The sequence below is a fragment of the Algihabitans sp. genome (genome assembly GCF_965226985.1).
In the GTDB taxonomy this organism is placed as follows: domain Bacteria; phylum Pseudomonadota; class Alphaproteobacteria; order Kiloniellales; family DSM-21159; genus Algihabitans.
Window position 1 is genome coordinate 3,772,069 of the sequence record NZ_OZ245712.1, and the last position, 18,257, is coordinate 3,790,325.

At 64.8% G+C, this 18,257-nt stretch carries 16 protein-coding genes; 10 read left to right on the forward strand and 6 right to left on the reverse strand.

From position 1 onward, the window contains the following. The first annotated feature begins 147 nt into the window (after window positions 1–147). From ACO054_RS17260 to truA, 4 genes are all read left to right on the forward strand, one after another. Entirely contained in the window at window positions 148–1,203 is a 1,056-nt protein-coding gene (locus ACO054_RS17260; RefSeq protein WP_421707824.1) for a TAXI family TRAP transporter solute-binding subunit, read from the forward strand. Next, window positions 1,200–2,996 (forward strand): ATP-binding protein, encoded by a 1,797-nt coding sequence (locus ACO054_RS17265; RefSeq protein ID WP_421707825.1) that lies wholly within the window; start codon window positions 1,200–1,202, stop codon window positions 2,994–2,996. Before ACO054_RS17260 ends, ACO054_RS17265 begins: the two co-directional genes overlap by 4 nt. A gap of 157 nt (window positions 2,997–3,153) precedes the next feature. Next, a complete protein-coding gene (gene fmt, locus ACO054_RS17270; RefSeq protein WP_421707826.1) occupies window positions 3,154–4,140 on the forward strand; it encodes a methionyl-tRNA formyltransferase in 987 nt (328 codons plus the stop codon). Beyond that, window positions 4,137–4,889: a tRNA pseudouridine(38-40) synthase TruA gene (truA, locus tag ACO054_RS17275; RefSeq protein ID WP_421707827.1), complete on the forward strand. Its 753-nt coding sequence runs from the start codon at window positions 4,137–4,139 to the stop codon at window positions 4,887–4,889. The genes fmt and truA overlap by 4 nt, the downstream gene beginning before the upstream one ends. Before the next feature lie 58 nt (window positions 4,890–4,947). Here truA and ACO054_RS17280 read toward each other — a convergent pair whose 3' ends face one another. The 4 genes from ACO054_RS17280 to ACO054_RS17295 all read right to left on the reverse strand — a co-directional run bounded on the left by ACO054_RS17280 (window position 4,948) and on the right by ACO054_RS17295 (window position 8,628). Continuing rightward, a complete protein-coding gene (locus tag ACO054_RS17280; protein ID WP_421707828.1) occupies window positions 4,948–5,520 on the reverse strand; it encodes a hypothetical protein in 573 nt (190 codons plus the stop codon). Then, window positions 5,517–6,773 carry a succinyl-diaminopimelate desuccinylase gene (gene dapE, locus ACO054_RS17285; RefSeq protein WP_421707829.1) on the reverse strand — a complete coding sequence of 419 codons (1,257 nt, stop codon included), beginning with the start codon at window positions 6,771–6,773 and terminating at the stop codon, window positions 5,517–5,519. Before dapE ends, ACO054_RS17280 begins: the two co-directional genes overlap by 4 nt. Before the next feature lie 116 nt (window positions 6,774–6,889). After that, complete coding sequence (gene dapD / locus ACO054_RS17290) at window positions 6,890–7,756, reverse strand: 2,3,4,5-tetrahydropyridine-2,6-dicarboxylate N-succinyltransferase (protein WP_421707830.1); 867 nt, start codon at window positions 7,754–7,756, stop codon at window positions 6,890–6,892. Window positions 7,757–7,878: 122 nt separating this feature from the next. Further along, a complete protein-coding gene (locus ACO054_RS17295) occupies window positions 7,879–8,628 on the reverse strand; it encodes a pyrimidine 5'-nucleotidase (RefSeq protein WP_421707831.1) in 750 nt (249 codons plus the stop codon). A 196-nt stretch (window positions 8,629–8,824) separates the two neighbouring features. On the opposite strand from ACO054_RS17295, the gene leuC reads away from it, so the two are divergent. After that, complete coding sequence (gene leuC, locus ACO054_RS17300; RefSeq protein WP_421707832.1) at window positions 8,825–10,261, forward strand: 3-isopropylmalate dehydratase large subunit; 1,437 nt, start codon at window positions 8,825–8,827, stop codon at window positions 10,259–10,261. 20 nt (window positions 10,262–10,281) lie between these two features. Here the strand turns inward: leuC and ACO054_RS17305 are convergent, their stop codons facing one another. Both ACO054_RS17305 and ACO054_RS17310 read right to left on the reverse strand, forming a co-directional pair. Continuing rightward, window positions 10,282–10,938: a LysE family translocator gene (locus ACO054_RS17305; protein ID WP_421707833.1), complete on the reverse strand. Its 657-nt coding sequence runs from the start codon at window positions 10,936–10,938 to the stop codon at window positions 10,282–10,284. Window positions 10,939–10,980: 42 nt separating this feature from the next. Further along, window positions 10,981–11,955, reverse strand: coding sequence for a DUF5996 family protein (locus ACO054_RS17310; protein ID WP_421707834.1), 975 nt, complete (start codon window positions 11,953–11,955; stop codon window positions 10,981–10,983). Window positions 11,956–12,232: 277 nt separating this feature from the next. Here ACO054_RS17310 and ACO054_RS17315 point away from each other — a divergent pair, with 277 nt between their 5' ends. The 5 genes from ACO054_RS17315 to ACO054_RS17335 all read left to right on the forward strand — a co-directional run bounded on the left by ACO054_RS17315 (window position 12,233) and on the right by ACO054_RS17335 (window position 18,257). Next, complete coding sequence (locus ACO054_RS17315) at window positions 12,233–14,008, forward strand: cation:proton antiporter (protein ID WP_421707835.1); 1,776 nt, start codon at window positions 12,233–12,235, stop codon at window positions 14,006–14,008. A gap of 116 nt (window positions 14,009–14,124) precedes the next feature. Further along, window positions 14,125–15,543 (forward strand): tRNA (N6-isopentenyl adenosine(37)-C2)-methylthiotransferase MiaB, encoded by a 1,419-nt coding sequence (gene miaB / locus ACO054_RS17320; protein WP_421707836.1) that lies wholly within the window; start codon window positions 14,125–14,127, stop codon window positions 15,541–15,543. Window positions 15,544–15,558: 15 nt separating this feature from the next. Beyond that, window positions 15,559–16,587, forward strand: a complete 1,029-nt coding sequence (locus ACO054_RS17325) for a PhoH family protein (protein ID WP_421710382.1) — start codon at window positions 15,559–15,561, stop codon at window positions 16,585–16,587. Between the two features lie 75 nt (window positions 16,588–16,662). Then, a complete protein-coding gene (gene ybeY, locus ACO054_RS17330) occupies window positions 16,663–17,187 on the forward strand; it encodes an rRNA maturation RNase YbeY (RefSeq protein ID WP_421707837.1) in 525 nt (174 codons plus the stop codon). Then, the gene (locus tag ACO054_RS17335; RefSeq protein ID WP_421707838.1) at window positions 17,184–18,257 is read left to right on the forward strand and encodes a hemolysin family protein; all 1,074 of its coding nucleotides are present in this window, start codon (window positions 17,184–17,186) and stop codon (window positions 18,255–18,257) included. Before ybeY ends, ACO054_RS17335 begins: the two co-directional genes overlap by 4 nt.

Here is an 18,257-nt window from a genome sequence, read left to right on the forward strand (position 1 = left end):
TCTTAAGAGTCCGAAGGATTTAGTTTGTGTTGCGTCGGAATTCGAGATCGCAATCAAGATGCCGATCAATATCGGGCAGCACAGGTGCACACCGATTTTCGCCTATCGGTAGATGACAACCCCCGTCGCACGTGAGGAGCGGGAGCGGTGAACCGGGTTGACGAAACGATAGGACCCCTCGAACGCGTCCTGTCCCGCAGAGCTGCCATCAGGTGGGGCGCAACCGCCGCGGCCGGGATCGTTCTCGCGGCCTCCTCCGCAGGCGGGGCGACGACGGAAACGACCGACTTCTTTCGTGTCGGTACCGGAGGAACGTCCGGGACCTACTATCCGATCGGCAGCATGATCGCCGGCCAACTGACCGATCACTTTGGGCCAGCTTGTGTCGAGGCCTGCCCGGATCGGCGGATGCTGGCGGTGGCGCAGACCTCCAACGGGTCGGTCTCCAACATGAAGGAACTGGTGGCGCGACGGCTCGAGGCCGGCTTGGTTCAGGCCGACATCGCCTACTGGGGGTATCGCGGGGAGGGCGTCTTCGCCAATCGCTCGCCGATGCGCCAGCTCCGGGCGATCGGCCGCCTCTATCCGGAAACGCTGCACGTCGTAGCGCGAGCGGATGCCGGCATTCGAAGCTTCGAAGACCTGCGCGGCCGTCGCATCTCGCTCGACGAGGAGGGGTCGGGCACCTTGATCGCGGCGCGGCTCGTGCTGCAGGCCCACGGGTTGAGGGAAAGCGACTTCGAACCGGTCTATGTGAAGCCTGAGCTAGCGATGCAGCGCATGCGCGACGGGGAACTGGAGGCCTTCTTCAGCGTCGTAGGTGCTCCTGTCCGCTCAATTACGGCGCTCGCATCCGAAATATCCATCACGCTGGTGCCGGTCGACGTCCGGCGGCAAGCGGACATCGCCGCGCGAGTCCCCTTCTTCGCACCTGTCCGCATTCCGGCAGGGCTCTATCCCGGAACCCAGACGACTCCAAGCCTCGAAGTGGGTGCGCTGCTCCTGACCCGGGCGGACCTGGACCATGAGCTGATCCATCGCGTGACCTCCGTTCTCTGGAGCGAGGAGACGCGCAGGGTACTGGCAGCGGGTCATCCGCGAGGCCGAACGATCCGCCGTGAGACGGCGCTCGAAGGGCTGACCCTACCGCTTCACCTGGGGGCGGAGGACTTCTACCGCACGGCCGGCTTGCTGTCTCCATGAGACATCTCCTCGCGCGCCTACCGCTGACGGCCTATCTGACAGTTGCACTGATTCTTGGCAGCACCGGCGGTCTGATCACCTATGTGCAGGACGGCGTGACGCGCGTTCAAAGGGACCTGCCTGTGGAGGTGGTCAGCCAACAGCGTGACGTTGCCATTCTGGTTCACGATCTCTCGGTCTTGGTTCGCTCACTCGAAAACGCTCGTCAACAGCCGGCGGAAACCCGGGATCTGAACGAAGCCCGCTATCAGTTGCTTCGCGCCAGGATCATCGTCGACCAAGTCCGCCACACCTACAATCTGGACAATCTCGTCGGCGCTTCGGCGTTGCACGCCGTCCTGCATCCGGCGCTGGTCGATTTGGACCTCTGGTTGACGGACGGCGTCCAGGGGATCGAGGCGGAAAGCGATCTGGTGGTCGACCTCGCCTTGCTGCGTGCCGACAACGCTCTGTCGCAGGTCAACGCGCTCTTCGAGCAGTCCAACGCCGCCGCGCTCGAGCTGCTCAGGAATCAGGAAACGGCCCTCGACCGCTTCGAGTCGGGCTTCCTTGCCGTGGCCGTCGCGCTTGCTGCCTTGGCGCTTGGTCTTGCGGTTTTCGTCATACGCCAGCGCGTCACGGAGCTGACTGCCAGCAAGGCTCAACAGCGTCTGTCGCTCGCCATGGCCACGATGCCGGTGGGGGTTGCGCTTTTCGACGCCAATCATGGCCTGGTGGCCTGCAATTCGCGCTATCGCGTTCTCTGGGGTTTCACCGAAGAACAGGCCAAGCCCGGCGTTTCGCTGACCAACTTGGCGATGATCTACGCCGCAATCGAGGAGATGACGCCCGAGGAATCGGCAGCCTTTCTGAAGCGCCGCCTGCAGCTTTACAGTATCGACCGTGACATGGTGCGCCGGGAGGTTCGCAAGAACGGACGCGTTATAGAGATCCACCACCGCAGCATGCAGGACGGCAGTGCGGTGGCGACGTATGAGGACGTCACGGAGCGAACGGCAGCCGAACGTGCCCTACGTGCAGCCAAGGAAGAGGCCGAACTGGCCAGCCGAGCCAAGTCCGAGTTTCTCGCAAACATGAGCCACGAACTCCGCACGCCCCTAAACGCCATTATCGGCTTCTCGGAGGTCATGAGCCACGAGGCCTTCGGTCCCTTGCAGGGTCGCTACCTGACCTACGTGCGCGACATTCAAGCCAGCGGCCGCCATCTTCTGAGCCTGATCAGCGACATCCTGGATCTCTCCAAGGTCGAGGCGGGTCAGCACGAACTGCAGGAAGAGCGGATCGGCTTCGAGAGCCTGATCTCCGATACCTTGCGGCTGGTCTCGGAACAGGGCGAGTTCAACCGAGTCCGCATCGAGGTTGAAGGCGCCGAACGGCTTCCCGCGCTCTGGGCGGACCGCCGGGCTCTAGTACAGATTCTGCTCAATCTTCTCTCCAACGCCCTCAAATTCAGCGACACCACGAGCAAGGTGACGATCCGTGCCGCCTTCGACTCGGCCGGCCGGCCACGGTTGAGCGTCATCGATCGCGGGATCGGCATCGAAGCCGACAAAATCGACAAGGTGACGCAACCCTTCACGCAGCTCGAAAGCGCCCATGCCCGGCGCTATCAGGGGACCGGGCTCGGCCTCACGATCGCCCGAAACCTTGCGGAGTTGCACGGCGGCAGCCTGGCAATCGAAAGCACACCCGGCGAAGGGACGACCATCACCTTGACCCTGCCTGCCGAGCGCGCGCTCGGACCTGTCGCACCTTGCCAGCCGGCAACGACCGGCGTTTCGGGATTGGCGTAACTCTGTGAAATCCAGGGCGCCTTTGCGCAGAGAGGGAAGAGCCCGAAAGCCGTTACCGTCGCGCGTCGGTAGAGAGTCTTAAGGAGACGCCGCCGCGGCAGCCTTGGGCGCGCGCTTCGATCTGCCGGACGCAACGTGAGCATGCTACACCCCTGACATGAAAGAGACCAAGGAAACTGAGCGACCGCTGCGCCTCGTCTTTATGGGCACGCCGGACTTCGCGGTGCCCGCCTTGCTGGCGCTCGCGCAGGCGGGACACGAGATCGTCTGCGTCTATTCGCAGCCGCCGCGCCCCTCGGGACGTGGCTATAGACTCCAAGCGAGTCCTGTCCAGGCGACGGCTGAGGCCCAAGGCTGGCCGGTACGAACGCCCGGCAGTCTGCGAGACCCGGCCGCACAAGCCGCCTTCGCCGAGCTACAAGCGGACGCGGCGGTCGTGGCGGCCTACGGGCTGATTCTTCCGGCTGCCATCCTGGAGAGTCCGCGCCTGGGTTGCCTCAACATCCACGCCTCGCTTCTGCCGCGCTGGCGGGGAGCCGCCCCGATTCAGCGCGCGATCCTGGCCGGCGACCGCGAAACCGGGATCTGCATCATGCAGATGGACGAAGGTCTCGACACCGGCCCGGTTCTGCTGCGGCGCGCCCTCGCCATCGACCCAAAGGAAACGGCGCAGGGTCTTCACGATCGCCTGGCCGCGCTCGGGGCCGATCTGGTTGTCGAAGCCCTGGAAGGTCGAGCCGCCGGCCGTCTGACGCCCTCTCTCCAGAGCGGCGAAGGCATCACCTACGCCGCCAAGCTTGAAAAGGCGGAAGCCCGGCTCGACTGGCGCAAACCCGCGGTCGAGCTGGAACGGCAGGTACGGGCCTTCACGCCCTGGCCCGGCGCCTTCTTCGAGACAGCCGAGGGAACGCGCATCAAGGTGCTGGCCGCCGAGGTCGCCGAACATCCAGAAGCGGTGAGCCCGAGCTGTCCGGGCGCAGTGCTCGACGACTCCTTGACCGTCGCCTGCGGGACTGGCGCATTGCGTCCGCTCAAGCTGCAGCGCTCCGGGAAAGGCGCCGCCGAGACGGCATCGTTCCTGCGGGGCTTCCCGTTGCCGACCGGCAGCCGGCTCCCGGCACCGGCAGAAGGACCTGGCCGGTGACCCGCTACAAGCTGATCCTGGAGTACGATGGCAGTCCCTTCGTCGGTTGGCAGCGTCAGGACAACGGCCCCAGCGTTCAGGCGGCGCTGGAAGAAGCTGTCTTCGGCTTCTGCGGCGAGCACACGACAGTTCAGGGCGCAGGTCGAACCGACACCGGCGTGCATGCCACCGGGCAGGTCGCTCATGTCGATATCGAGAAGAGGGTCGAGGTCTCGACGGTCGCCAAGGCCCTCAACGCACATCTGAGGCCGGCGCCCATCGCGGTGCTGTCAGCGGAGCCTGTCGACGACGACTTCCATGCCCGCTTCTCGGCGCAAGGACGACGCTACCTCTACCGCATCCTGTGTCGTCCGGCGCCGCCGGCAGTGGAGCGCGGGCAGGTCTGGTGGGTTCCGCAGCAGCTCGATCCGGCCGCCTTGCAGGCCGGAGCCGACCGACTGCTCGGACGCCACGACTTCACCTCCTTCCGAGCCAGCCAATGCCAGGCTGCCAGTCCGGAAAAGACCTTGGACGAGCTGCGCATCGAGACTCGGGACAGGGGCGCCGGTGGACTGGAAATCGAGATCCACGCCGCCGCCCGCTCCTTCCTGCACCATCAGGTGCGCAACATGGTCGGAACGCTCAAATTCGTCGGTCAAGGCCGTTGGAGCGCGGACGACGTCACTCGCGCCTTGGAAGCAAGGGACCGTCGCGCAGCCGGACCGACGGCGCCGGCAGAGGGGCTCTATCTGACGCGGGTCGTCTACTAAGCGGGTCGTCTACGAAGGTGCATGGATGCCGGACTGCAGGCCACAGCCGCCAGCCCGGCTAAGTGACGATCATCGAATGACCGATACCGGCCACCAGCAGATCCAGCACCCAGGCCATCAGCACGATCCCGACGGCGGGGAAGGAGTCGACCTGCAGGGCGACCCGGGTGATGAACCATTGGTAGGCGAAGATCGCGACCTGAACCAACAGAAGGATGCCGCCCAGGGCCGGAACCTCGGCGGCGCTGGCCAGGGCAGCAACCGGCACCGCGAAGGCTGCCTGGATCACTACGGCCCAGTTCCAGACCACGATGTGCCGCAAGTAGCTCTCGCTGCGCCCCAGCATTTCGGCAACGAAGGTCATCACAACGGGAAAGGCCAACCAGGAGATCGTGTAGGTCAGGCCCTCTATGACGAACAGGAAAGGCAACCCACGCGACACCCGCTCGTCGCTCAGCAGCATCCATTCGTGCAATAGCCAAAAAGGCAGGACCAGCGCCGCCGCGAAGAACGACTTCACGAAGCCGTTGGGACTCTCGTCGAGCAATGCCAGGGCGCCCCGGTCGCCGCGCAGCAACCGCCAAACCGCGTAGAGGGACTGGAGCGTCTCGGCCTGACTTGGCAGAGTCACGCGGCCCCGCCTCCAGCAGATGCACCTTGGCCAGAGACGCTGGCAGCATCCGCCGCGAAGAAGTCCCTCAGCACCCGTCGGTAGACTTTCGTCAGAGCGACGAGATCGCTGACCGCCACACGCTCGTCGACCTGATGCATGGTCTTGCCGACCAGTCCGAATTCGGCCACCGGACAAACATCCTTGATGAAGCGGGCGTCGGAGGTGCCGCCGGTGGTCGAGAGCTGAGGCCGCTGCCCGGTTGCCGCCTCGACCGCCACCTGCAGCAGGTCCGAAAGCGGACCCGGCGGCGTCAAAAAGGACTCGCCGGACACCCTGATTCGCAAATCGTAAGTCGCCCGCGACCCCTCTGTCTTCGCAGCCTCGGCCATCACGCCGTCGAAGGTCTCGCGCAACCAAGCTTCCAGAGAAGCGCCGCTATGCAGGTCGTTGAAGCGGATGTTGAACGCCGCGGTCGCCTTGGCCGGGATCACGTTGGTCGCCGGGTTGCCGACGTCGACGGTGGAGATCTGCAGGGTCGAAGGCTGAAAGTGGTCGCTGCCGCTATCCAACGGCTCCGCCGTGACGGCCTGCAACAGCTGCACCAGATGATGGACCGGATTGTCCGCCAGGTGCGGATAGGCCGTGTGGCCTTGCACGCCTTCGACCGTAAGCTGGGCGGTCAGGCTGCCGCGGCGGCCGATCTTGACCATGTCGCCCAGCGCCTCGGGATTGGTCGGCTCGCCCACCAGGCAGGCATCCAGCCGTTCGCCACGCTCGGCCAGCCAACCTAGCATCTTCCGCGTTCCGTTGATCGACGGACCTTCCTCGTCGCCGGTAATCAGAAGGGAAATCGAACCGGCCGGGCGACCGTTTTCGGCGAGATAGTCCGAGATGGCGGCGACCATGCAGGCGATCGCGCCCTTCATGTCGGAGGCCCCGCGTCCGACCAGATCCGCGCCGCGAACCTCGGCAGCGAAGGGATCGACGGACCAGTCGGCGGTATTGCCCACAGGCACCACGTCGGTGTGCCCGGCGAAGCAGAAATTCGGCTGTTCGCTGCCAAGCCGGGCATAGAGGTTGTCGACGTCGGGGGTGCCGGCCTCCGAGAAGACCAGGCGATGGCAGACGAATCCCAGGGCCTCGAGTTCGGCTTGCAGCAGGTCGAGCGCACCGCCCTCGGCCGGCGTCACACTTGGGCAGCGGATCAACCGCTGTGCCAAATCCAAGGGGTCGAGGGTATTCGGTTCGTCCAAGAGGAGGCTGTCGGTCATGGGAGCCGGTTATATCTTGCTGTTGGGGCGCTTGTCTTCACACCGCGAGATAGGCGCGCCGTCTCGCCGCGACCAGTGCGCCCTTAAGGCGCTCCAAACCAGTAAACCTGGCGATGTCAGTCGCGCAGCAGGTCGTTGATCGAGACCTTGGCGCGTGTCTTTTCGTCGACCCGTTTGATGATGACGGCGCAGTAGAGGCTAGGCCCTGGCGTCCCGTCGGGCAGCGGCTTGCCCGGTAGGCTTCCGGGGACGACCACGGAGTAGGCAGGCACCTCGCCACGGAAGACTTCGCCGGTTTCCCGGTCGACGATCTTGGTCGAGGCGCCGATGAACACGCCCATGGAGAGCACGGCGCCCTCGCGGACGATCACACCCTCGACGACTTCCGAGCGGGCGCCGATGAAACAGTTGTCCTCGATGACCACGGGGTTGGCCTGAAGCGGCTCCAAGACGCCGCCGATCCCTGCGCCACCAGACAAATGCACGTTCTTCCCGATCTGTGCGCAGGATCCGACCGTGGCCCAGGTATCGACCATGGTGCCGCTATCCACGTAGGCGCCAAGATTGACGAAGGAGGGCATCAGGACCACACCCGGTGCGATATAGGCGCTGCGCCGCACGGTACAGTTGGGAACGGCACGGAAGCCGGCCTTGCGGAAGCGGTCCTCGCTCCAGTCGGAAAACTTGGAGGGCACCTTGTCGAACCAGGTGGCCTGGCCGTGCTCGGGGTCCCAGGGACCACCGCTAATCACCGCCATGTCGTTCAAACGAAACGACAGCAGCACCGCTTTCTTCAGCCACTGGTTCACGACCCAGTCGCCGTTTCCGCCGGCGGCCCGCTCCGCAACCCGGTAGCGGCCTTCGTCCAGACCGGCCAGCGCCAGCTCCACCGCATCGCGCACGATGCCCTTGGTCTCCAGGCCGATCTCGGCGCGCTGTTCCCAGGCTTCCTCGATCGCCGCCTGCAGGTCTGCCGTCTCCATTCTCTCGCCGTCCCTCTGCTCTGTCCGTCCCGCCCCGGAAGGGCGCCGGAGAGTGCGTCGGAGACGACGGGGAATCAAGGGGGTAGAGCTTTGGCGGCGCCCTTGTCCGCGATGGGGGCGCTCTACAGACCCCGCGCGCCTGCCACGGCTTCGACCCAGTCGGTGACGTCTTCGCAGCGGTGGTGGATATAGTTGGCCCCGACGTGCGGGTCGACGTTCCAGTCGGCGCCGTGTTGGACATAGAGAGTGGTCATGCCGAGCGCGTGGGCGGGGACAAGGTTGCGCGCCGAATCCTCGGCGAAGAAGGCGCGGGTCGGATCGATATCGTGGCGCTTCAGCAATTCGTGATAGGGCGCCGGATCGGGCTTCGGTACGAAGTCGGACGCCACGATGTCGAAGATCGCCTCGAAATGGTGGGGTATGCCGAGGCGCTGGAGGACGGCCTCCGCATGGGGCACGGAGCCGTTCGTGAAAACAAGTTTGCGTCCCGGCAGGCGTCCCAGCGCGGTGTTCAGTCGCGGGTTCGGCTGAACCGGTGTGTGGTCGATGTCGTGAACGACCGAGAGATAGTCGTGCGGGTCGATGTCGTGATGGGCCATCAGTCCGCGCAGGGTCGTGCCGTGCTCCCGGAAATACTGTTTCTGTAGCGCCCGCGCCTCGGCCGGCTCCAAACTCAGCAGGTCGGCGACATAGCGCCCCATGGCTCGGTCGATCTGGTCGAACAGACGGCAGGAGGCCGGATAAAGCGTATTGTCCAGGTCGAACAGCCAGACGTCGATGCTGGCGGGATCGAGCGGCGGCCGAGCGGCTGAACCCGGATCGCTCCGCTCCCCGGCGCCGGACGTCTTTGCGGTTACCTCTGCCACTCTCATAGGCCTCCCTGTTTTGTCGTCCCCGGGAAATAGGCTATCGGCGGAAGGCTGGCGACCCTAGTTACTGCTTGTTCATGAGGATCTGCATGGCTGACGCCGGCAGAGTGAGATTGGACTTGACCCGACGGGACGCTATCTTCGCCGCCCGCAGCGCAAAAGCAAAAAACGATAGAACGGTTAGAGACAGGAAGACCCGATGCCCAGCGAGACAACCGGCCGCCATCCGAGCCACCCCCGCACACTCTTCGACAAGATCTGGGACGCCCACGTGGTGGATCGCCAGGACGACGGCACCTGCGTGATCTACATCGACCGGCATCTGGTGCACGAGGTCACGAGTCCGCAAGCGTTCGAAGGGTTGCGCCTGGCAGGCCGGCCGGTGCGACGGCCCGAGGCCACGCTGGCGGTCGCGGATCACAACGTTCCCACCTCAGACCGCTCGCTGGGCATCGACGACGAGCAGAGCCGGATCCAGGTCGACACGCTGGAGCGCAATGCCGCCGCCTTCGGCATCGAGTACTTCGACATGTCCGATCTGCGTCAGGGCATCGTCCACATCATCGGGCCTGAGCAGGGCCTGACCCAGCCAGGCATGACCATCGTCTGCGGCGACAGCCACACCTCGACCCACGGCGCCTTCGGCGCGCTGGCCTTCGGCATCGGCACCAGCGAAGTGGAACACGTGCTGGCGACCCAGACCTTGCTGCAGCGCCCGGCCAAGAACATGCGGATCACGGTCGACGGCGACCTGCCGACCGGCCTGACGGCCAAGGATCTGATTCTTGCGCTGATCGGCAAGATCGGGACCGCGGGCGGCACCGGTCATGTGATTGAGTATGCGGGACCGGCGATCCGCGCGCTCTCGATGGAGGGCCGGATGACGGTTTGCAACATGTCGATCGAGGCTGGCGCGCGGGCTGGACTGATCGCGCCGGATCAAACCACCTTCGACTATCTGATGGGCCGCCCGCGCGCGCCCAAGGCCGGCGCCTGGGAACAGGCCCTGGCCTATTGGCGCGCGCTGCCCTCCGATCCCGAAGCGGCCTACGACACGGAAGTCTCCCTGTCGGTCACCGACATCGAACCGCAGGTGACCTGGGGGACCAGCCCGGAGGACGTGCTGCCGATCTCCGGCGCCGTGCCGGCACCCGATGGCGCCACTGCAGCGGATCAGCGCTCGGCGCTGGAGCGCAAGCTGGAGTACATGGGTCTAGCGGCCGGCCAGAGGCTGCAGGACGTGACCGTCGACAAGGTTTTCATCGGCTCCTGCACCAACGGCCGCATCGAGGATCTGCGCGCCGTCGCCGAGATTGCCAAGGGCCGCAAGGTGGCCGAAGGCGTCTACGCCATGGTGGTGCCGGGCTCCGGTCTGGTGAAAGAGCAGGCCGAGTCCGAAGGCCTCGACCGCATCCTAGTGGAAGCCGGCTTCGACTGGCGCGAGCCGGGCTGTTCCATGTGTCTGGCCATGAATGCCGACAAACTGGCGCCGGGGGAGCGCTGCGCCTCCACCTCCAACCGCAACTTCGAGGGCCGGCAAGGCCCCGGCGGGCGGACCCACTTGATGAGCCCGGGCATGGCCGCCGCCGCCGCCATCAGCGGCCGTCTGGCGGACGTGCGGGATTTCACCGCCTGACCGCACAGCCCCGCGAGACGTCAGGCGAACTTGCGTTCGGTCAGGAAGATCCGGATCGCGAAGCCGATGAACAGAAGCCCGGTGATGCCGTTCAGCAGGACGTTGAACAGGCGCATCCGCAGAAGGCGCTGCGCCGTCCCGGCCGCAATCCAGACCAGCCCCAGGTGATAGACCGTCGCCACGGATGCCAGCATGGCGCCGAGCAGGAGGGTCTGGAGCGCCACCGGCCCCGCCGAGGCAGAGACGAACTGCGGCACGAACGCCAGGTAGAACAGGATCACCTTCGGGTTCAGAAGATTGGTCAAGAGCGCGTGGACGAAGGCACGATGCGATGAGCTTGGCGGCAGCGGCCTGAACTGCTGACCACTGTTGCTGCGCCACGCCAGCCAAGCCGAATAGAGGGCTCTGGCTCCGAGCCAGGCGAGGTAAGCCGCCCCGGCGAGTCTGAGCGCATCGAACAGAGCCGGCGAAGCCGCAACGACGGCCGAGATACCGGCAGCCGCCAGCGCGGTATGAACCAGGTTGCCGCTCAACGTACCCAAGGAGGTGACGCAGCCGATCCAGCGCCCCTGGAACAGACTGCGGCTGACAACCAACAGCGAGGTCGGCCCCGGTACGAGGATCAGGACAAGGATCGTCGCGAAGTAGAGCGGCAGAATCTGTGGATCTAGCGGCATCTGCGGATCTAGCGGAATTGGCAGGGTCCCGAGACTGGAGGGTCAGCGCAGCGTCAGGGGCCTCGGTACCAGGGGCTTGCCGTTCGGGCAATCCAGGGTCGTCCGTTCCCAGGCGCCCAGATCCGCAGCGACCTCGTAGCTACTCTGCAGGAAGGACAGCAGAGCCGCGTGGGGATCGGCGGCCTGACGCACGGCATCGTAAGGCAGAATGAACTCGCCGGCGGCCGTGTCGAAGTAGGCCTCCGCCGGCTGCACCCGCCCCGCACCGAAGCCATCCGGGGTCGGATAGGCATAGGAGTAGAAGGCCGGCGCATCGACAGGGCCGCCTCCGGGCCAGAAACCGGCCGAGGAGACTTCGTGGCTATAGGCCTCCTGCGTCACCTCGTCGGGCAAGGCCGGGATACCGCCAGGGTGCAATGGCGCCGGCCGGCCGGAGAAGCGTGTGACGGCCAAATCGAAACTGCCCCAGAAAAGGTGGACGGGGCTGACCTTGCCGAGGAAGCTCGTGCGGAATTCCTGAAAAACTCGGTCTATCGAGACCAGCGCGCGATGAAATCGCTGCACGGCCTCGCCGTCCCAGGGCCGATCCTGCCTGTCCTCCCGAAAAGCTACAGGATCGGGCAACTCGTTCGGGCGTCCGTGAAAGGTCGGCGTTGCGCCGACCGACTTGAGGGTCGTCAGAAAGCGGCCGTGAAAATCGGCGACGCACATCGGCTCCAATGCGAAGTCGGCCTGCCGGCCTCCGGTCGCCTCAACGACGAGCTGCTGGGCAACGAAGTCGAACTTGACCTCGACGGCGAGCTCGCCGTCCTGCACCAGCCCGGTGGTCAGACCGCGCGGCGTAACGTAGAGCGTCGCGTGCCACGAGTGGTTGACCCAGGGCGTGCGGGCGAGCCGATACTTCCCGACGACCTGCGTGAAGAGATGCAAGGCCTGGCAGGTCTCGCGCCAGGCATCGAAGGGTATCTCCGGCCAGGCCACCGTTGGCGTAACGGACTTCGGCTGCAACTCAGACACTCTGCCACCTCCTCACGCACGACCTCCGCACCTCAGGTCAAGGGATCTACGATGCGGAACCCTGGGGCGGAACCCTGGGGTTGATTTCTGCTCAGGCTGGCAGAGGCCGTCGGAAGTTTCCAATGACAATCGGTGTAGCGAGACAGAGTCGTAGCTGGGTCGTCGGCCATCCGTGGAACGGTCAGCTCCAAACAGCGCATGTTTTCGCATGCGCCGCCGGCTAGAGTGCACCGCAAAAAGCGAAGCCCGACCGAACCAACCACTCGGAGCGACGGACATGCCCGCCTTCGACCCTAGTCCGATCGAACTGCTGTTTTGGAACGCCCTGGCCCTGATTACCGCAGCTTGCCTCTTCGCACCGATCTTCCGGCGGCTCGGACTGGGGACCATACTGGGATATCTCGCGGCGGGTCTCGCAGTGCAGCTCGCTCTGCCGGGCAGCTTCACGGAACACCCGGAAGAGCTGTTGCACTTCGCGGAGTTCGGAGTTGTCCTCTTCCTCTTCGTCATCGGTCTGGAGCTGAAACCGACAGCCCTCTGGACCATGCGCAGCGACATCTTCGGGCTCGGGCTGGCACAGATGCTGCTCTGCGGAGGCGTTCTGGCGATCCCCGCCCTACTGCTCGGATTACCGCTGGCAGCATCGGCGGTCATCGGCCTGGGCTTGGCGCTCTCCTCCACCGCTCTCGTCATGCAGACGCTGGACGAGCGGCGCCAGCGTTCCAGCCTCTACGGCCGCAAGTCCTTCTCGATCCTGCTGTTTCAGGATCTGGCCATCGTACCTCTGCTTTTGCTGGTGGCCTTTCTGGCACCGACCGGTGAGAGCATGGACCTCTCGCAGAGCCTCCTGCGTCTGGCGGTTGCCCTGGCCGCGATCGCTCTCCTGATCCTTGCCGGAAAGTACCTGCTCGACCCGCTGTTTCATCTGCTGGCCCGCAGCAAGATGCAGGAGATCATGACCGCCAGCGCGCTGGGTGTCGTGATCGCGGCAAGTCTGCTGATGGACTTCGCCGGCATGTCCTACGCCATGGGCGCCTTCCTCGCCGGTGTCATGCTGGCCGAGTCGGCCTACCGACACGAAGTCGAAGCCAACATCGAGCCCTTTCGCGGTCTGTTTCTCGGGCTGTTTTTCATGGCCGTCGGTCTGTCGCTGAATCTCGAAGCCGTTGCAGCCAACTGGGTCTCGATCCTGATGGCCGTTCCGACTGCCATGCTGCTGAAGGGGCTGGCGCTCTATGTTCTGGCGGGCTTGTTCAAGATCGACCGCAAGGCGTCGATTCAGATTGCCCTGGCCCTGCCGCAACACGGCGAATTCGGCTTCGTGCTCTTTGCCGCAGCCGCGAGCGCCGGGCTGCTGGCCGATGAGCTCTCGTCCATCCTGATCGCAGTCGTCACGCTTTCCATGGCGATCTCTCCTTTGGTCGCCCGCCTGGAACCTCTCTTTCTGCCGGAAGCGGCGGCTCGGGATCTCGAAGAAACCTTCGAGGATGCGAAAGGGAACACTCTGGTGATCGGCTTCGGCCGCTTCGGTCAGATCGTTTCGCAACCGCTGTTCGCCGAAGGTGTCGAGGTCACGATCCTCGACAACGATGCCGACCGCGTTCTGGATGCACAGCGCTTCGGCTTTCGGGTGCATTACGGCGACGGCCGGCGACGCGACGTCCTGCGCGCCGCAGGCGCGGCCGATGCCGACCTGATCGCGGTTTGCGTTGACGACCCGGAAACCGCCGACCAGATCGTTGCCCTGGTCAAGGCCGAGTTCGCACAAGCCAAGCTCTACGTGCGTTCCTACGACCGCCGGCACTCGATCAGGCTGCGTCAGGCGGAGGTGGACTACTCCGTTCGCGAGACATTCGAATCGGCCCTGCGTCTGGCCGAAAAAGTGCTGCTGGCGCTCGGCACTTCGGAGGAGAGGGTCGTCGGTACGATCGCCGACGTCCGCGAGCGCGATCTCGACAGGCTGCAGCAACAAGCCGACGGCGGACTGCACTCAGGTCTCGAGCGTTTGCACGTCGCCCCTGTTCGACCGGAACCCTTGAGCAACCTCGACTGAAAGGATTTCCGCAGCGGATTGTCGGACTTCGGTCACCCTCCCTTTATGCCGCCAATCGGCGGTGCTACCTTTCGCGCCATCGCGATCCCGACATCGCCTTTGAACATCCGAACGCCGTGCCAAAGAAGCTCTACATCAAGACCTACGGTTGCCAGATGAACGTCTACGATTCCGTTCGTATGGCGGACGCCCTGGCACCGCTCGGCTATGCTCGAACCGAGGCAGTGGAGGAAGCGGACTTCGTCATCCTCAATACCTGCCACATCCGGGAGAAGGCGAGCGAGAAAGTCTACTCGGAAATCGGGCGGCTGCGTCCGCTCAAGACCACCGCCGCCGCTGAGGGTCGGCAGGTACTTCTCGGCATCGCCGGCTGCGTAGCTCAGGCTGAGGGCGAGGAGATGCTGCGACGGGCCCCCGCCGTCGATCTCGTCTTTGGGCCGCAGACCTATCACCGCCTGCCGGAGATGGTGACGCGGCTGCTGGCCGGCGACGGACGCGGACTGGTCGATACGGATTTTCCGCTGGACTCCAAATTCGACCATCTGCCGGAAGAAAGCGCCGGCCAAGGCGCGGCGGCTTTCCTGTCGGTACAGGAAGGCTGCGACAAGTTCTGCAGCTTCTGTGTCGTGCCCTACACCCGGGGCGCGGAGTTCTCACGGCCCGTTACCGATATCATTTCGGAGGCGGAGCGGCTTGTCGCGGGCGGGGCGCTGGAAATCACGCTGCTCGGCCAGAACGTCAACGCCTATCACGGCGAGGGACCCAGCGTCGCCTCTCCCATCCCTGCCAGCAAGACCTGGGGGTTGGGCCGCCTGTTGCGCCGTCTGGCCGAAATCGACGGGCTGGAGCGCCTGCGCTACACCACCAGCCATCCGCGCGACATGGACGCGGAGCTGATCGCGACCCATCGGGACGAACCCAAGCTCATGCCCTATCTGCATTTGCCGGTGCAGTCGGGCTCCGACCGCATCCTTTCGGCAATGAACCGCAAACACAGCGCCGACGACTATCGGCGCCTCGTCGGAGACCTGCGCAATGCGCGGCCCGATCTGTCGCTGTCCAGCGACTTCATCGTGGGCTTCCCCGGCGAAAGGGACCTGGACTTCGCGGACACCCTGCGTCTGGTGACCGACGTCGGCTACGCTCAAGCCTACAGCTTCAAGTATTCCCCCAGGCCCGGCACGCCGGCCTCCGACATCGAGGCGCAAGTCCCTGAAAGCGTGAAGACGGAGCGACTGACAGCCCTGCAACAACTGATCGGCGCGCAACAACTCGCCTTCAACCAAGGGAAGATCGGCGCACGACTGGACGTGCTTTTGGAGAAGCCCGGAAAGCGGCCGGGACAACTGATCGGGCGAAGCCCCTGGATGCAGTCCGTCGTGGTCGAGGCTCCCGAGCGCCTGATCGGTCACATTATCGAGGTGGACATCGAGGCCGCACACGGCAACTCTTTGGCTGGACGCGTAGTCACGCTAGACTACCGGCCGGACTCGACCGTTGCCTCAACGGTCTTTGAACAGACCGGTGCCGCCTGAAGGACCCGCTTGCGTTTGAACGACGCTTCTCCGACCAAGCTTCACTTCGAGGACAACACGCTTCTGCCGCTGCTGTTCGGTCAGCACGACCGGAATCTCGTGCGCCTGGAGGAACTGATCGGCGTCCAACTCCATTCCTTTGGGAACGAAGTCACTGTGGTGGGATCTCCCGAGGCCCAAGCGGCGGCCACTCAGGCGCTCCAGGCGCTGGAGCAGCGATTGCGGAAGGGTTTGAGCGTGGGAGCGGCGGAGATCGACGCGGCGGCCCGTATGGCGCTGGAACGGCCTTCGGACGGCGAAACCCCGGCCGAAAACGCCAGAGCCGACGGACCGGAAGCCCTGCACGCCGGGGACCTGACAGTCGCCACCTACAAGAAGCACATCACGCCGCGCTCGGGCCGCCAGGCAGCCTACCTGCGTGCCTTGATGTCCAAGGACCTTGCTTTCGGACTGGGTCCGGCCGGCACCGGCAAGACCTATCTGGCGGTCGCCATGGCCGTCGCCCTGCTCAAGCAGGGCCAGATCGACCGCATCATTCTTTCCCGCCCGGCCGTCGAAGCAGGCGAACGCCTGGGCTTCCTACCGGGCACCATGGAGGAGAAGGTCAACCCCTACCTCCGCCCGCTGTACGACGCACTGCACGACATGATGCCGGGCGACGCCGTTACCAAACGCATCGTGGGCGGCGAGATCGAGATCGCGCCGCTGGCCTTCATGCGCGGCCGGACCCTGTCGAACTCTTTCGTCATTCTCGACGAAGCGCAGAACACCACGGCCACGCAGATGAAGATGTTCCTGACCCGGTTGGGCGAGAATTCGCGTATGGCCGTAACGGGCGACCTGAGCCAGGTGGACCTGCCGCGCAACGAGCGATCCGGCCTGCAGGAGGCGGTCGCGATCCTGAAGAACGTGCCGGGCATCGGCTTTACGCAGTTCACTGATTCCGATGTGGTGCGCCACCCCCTGGTAACGCGTATCGTTCGGGCCTACGACCAAGCGCTTGAAGACGGACCGCCCGAGGCCGATCTCTTCGAAGGCAAGTAACGAGGACCCCGAAGCCGCCGAGTCCCCCGGAAACACTGGATTGACGTGAGAGAAAACCGGGCCGGCGCAATCGCCATGACTGAAGACGACGAACCCGATCCAAGTCCGCGATCCCTTGAGGTCGACGTCCTGCACGACAGCCCGGCCTGGGGCTCTGTCCCGCTGGAGCTTGCGACCTGTGTGAAGACGGCGGCACGCGCCGCAAGGGCCAGCGCTGGCAAGGACGGTCCAAGCCGCGTTGCCATTGCCCTGAGCGACGACGCCAGAGTCCGGGACTTGAACGCGACCTATTGCGGAAAGGACCGACCGACCAACGTGCTGTCCTTTCCCGACGGCAGCACCGATCCGTCCGGCATCGTTATGCTCGGCGATATCATCCTGGCCTACGAGACCGTCGCGCGCGAAGCGGTCGAGCAGGGCAAGAGCCTGACCGATCATCTAAGTCATCTGACGGTGCATGCGGTTCTGCATCTGCTCGGTTGGGATCACCAGACGACGCCCGAAGCCGAGGCCATGGAAACGCTTGAACGGCAGATCCTGGGCGATCTGGGAATCGCCGACCCCTATCGGCTTCAAGAATTCGGGGAAGCGGCCGGATGAGCGACACGTCCCAGGCAGGCAACGGCCGCGGCTGGTTGAGGCGACTGTTCAAGGGTCGCAACGGCGATCAGCTGCGCGACACCATCGAAGAAATCATCGGCGAGATCGACGAAGGCGAAGAGGAAGGTACGCCATCGATCGGCAGTAACGAGCGTATGATGCTCGCCAACATCCTGAAACTGCGCCATCTGACGGCCTACGACGTCATGGTCCCGCGAGCGGACATCGTCTCGGTGGAGGCCGACACGGATCTGGACAGCCTCATCGAAACCTTCAAACAGGCCGGACACTCGCGCCTGCCGGTCTATCGAGAGAATCTGGACGACCCGATCGGCTTCGTTCACATCAAGGATGTGCTGGGCTACGCCAAGGGCGATCGGCGCTTCCGACTCCCCAACATCGTTCGGCCGCTACAGGTCGTCGCGCCCTCGATGCTGGTGCTCGACCTGCTGCTAGAGATGCGACTGCTGCGCGCGCACATGGCGGTCGTGGTCGACGAGTACGGTGGAATCGACGGACTGATCACCATCGAAGATCTGGTCGAGCAGATCGTCGGCGAGATCGAAGACGAACACGACGTCCTGGAAGGCCCGAAACTGGCGCGCCGCGCCGACGGATCGCTCTTGGCGGATGCGAGGATGCCGATCGAGGATTTCGAGGAAGAGATCTGTGTCTTATTGTCGGAGGAAGAGCGCGAGGAAGACATCGACACGCTCGGAGGGCTCGTGGTCTCACTGGCGGGCCGGGTGCCGGCGCGCGGCGAACTGATCGAACATCCCCATTCGAAGATGGTCTTCGAGGTCGTGCAGGCCGATCCGCGCCGGGTGAAACGCCTTCGTCTTCGAAACCTGCCCGACAACGGCGGCGGGGCCGCCGCGCAAGAGACCGGTGCGCAAAAGATGGGTGCACACGGAACCGGCGCACAGGCAAACGGGCAGAAGAAGAGACTGAGCAGGCCGACGTCGGCCGCGCTGGGCGAAAGCGCTCCTCCGAAAGCCGAGGTTGTCTCGCGACGGGACGAGGCGACGTCTGGCGACGGTTCCGCCGACGCCCCTGCTGCAAAAACCTGA

Coding starts and splice junctions, on each gene's coding strand:
- ACO054_RS17265 (WP_421707825.1), top strand. CDS start 1,200: ATGAGACATCTCCTCGCGCGCCTACCGCTGACGGCCTATCTGACAGTT.
- fmt (WP_421707826.1), top strand. CDS start 3,154: ATGAAAGAGACCAAGGAAACTGAGCGACCGCTGCGCCTCGTCTTTATG.
- dapE (WP_421707829.1), bottom strand. CDS start 6,773: ATGACCGACAGCCTCCTCTTGGACGAACCGAATACCCTCGACCCCTTG.
- dapD (WP_421707830.1), bottom strand. CDS start 7,756: ATGGAGACGGCAGACCTGCAGGCGGCGATCGAGGAAGCCTGGGAACAG.
- ACO054_RS17295 (WP_421707831.1), bottom strand. CDS start 8,628: ATGAGAGTGGCAGAGGTAACCGCAAAGACGTCCGGCGCCGGGGAGCGG.
- leuC (WP_421707832.1), top strand. CDS start 8,825: ATGCCCAGCGAGACAACCGGCCGCCATCCGAGCCACCCCCGCACACTC.
- ACO054_RS17305 (WP_421707833.1), bottom strand. CDS start 10,938: ATGCCGCTAGATCCACAGATTCTGCCGCTCTACTTCGCGACGATCCTT.
- ACO054_RS17315 (WP_421707835.1), top strand. CDS start 12,233: ATGCCCGCCTTCGACCCTAGTCCGATCGAACTGCTGTTTTGGAACGCC.
- ybeY (WP_421707837.1), top strand. CDS start 16,663: ATGACTGAAGACGACGAACCCGATCCAAGTCCGCGATCCCTTGAGGTC.
- ACO054_RS17335 (WP_421707838.1), top strand. CDS start 17,184: ATGAGCGACACGTCCCAGGCAGGCAACGGCCGCGGCTGGTTGAGGCGA.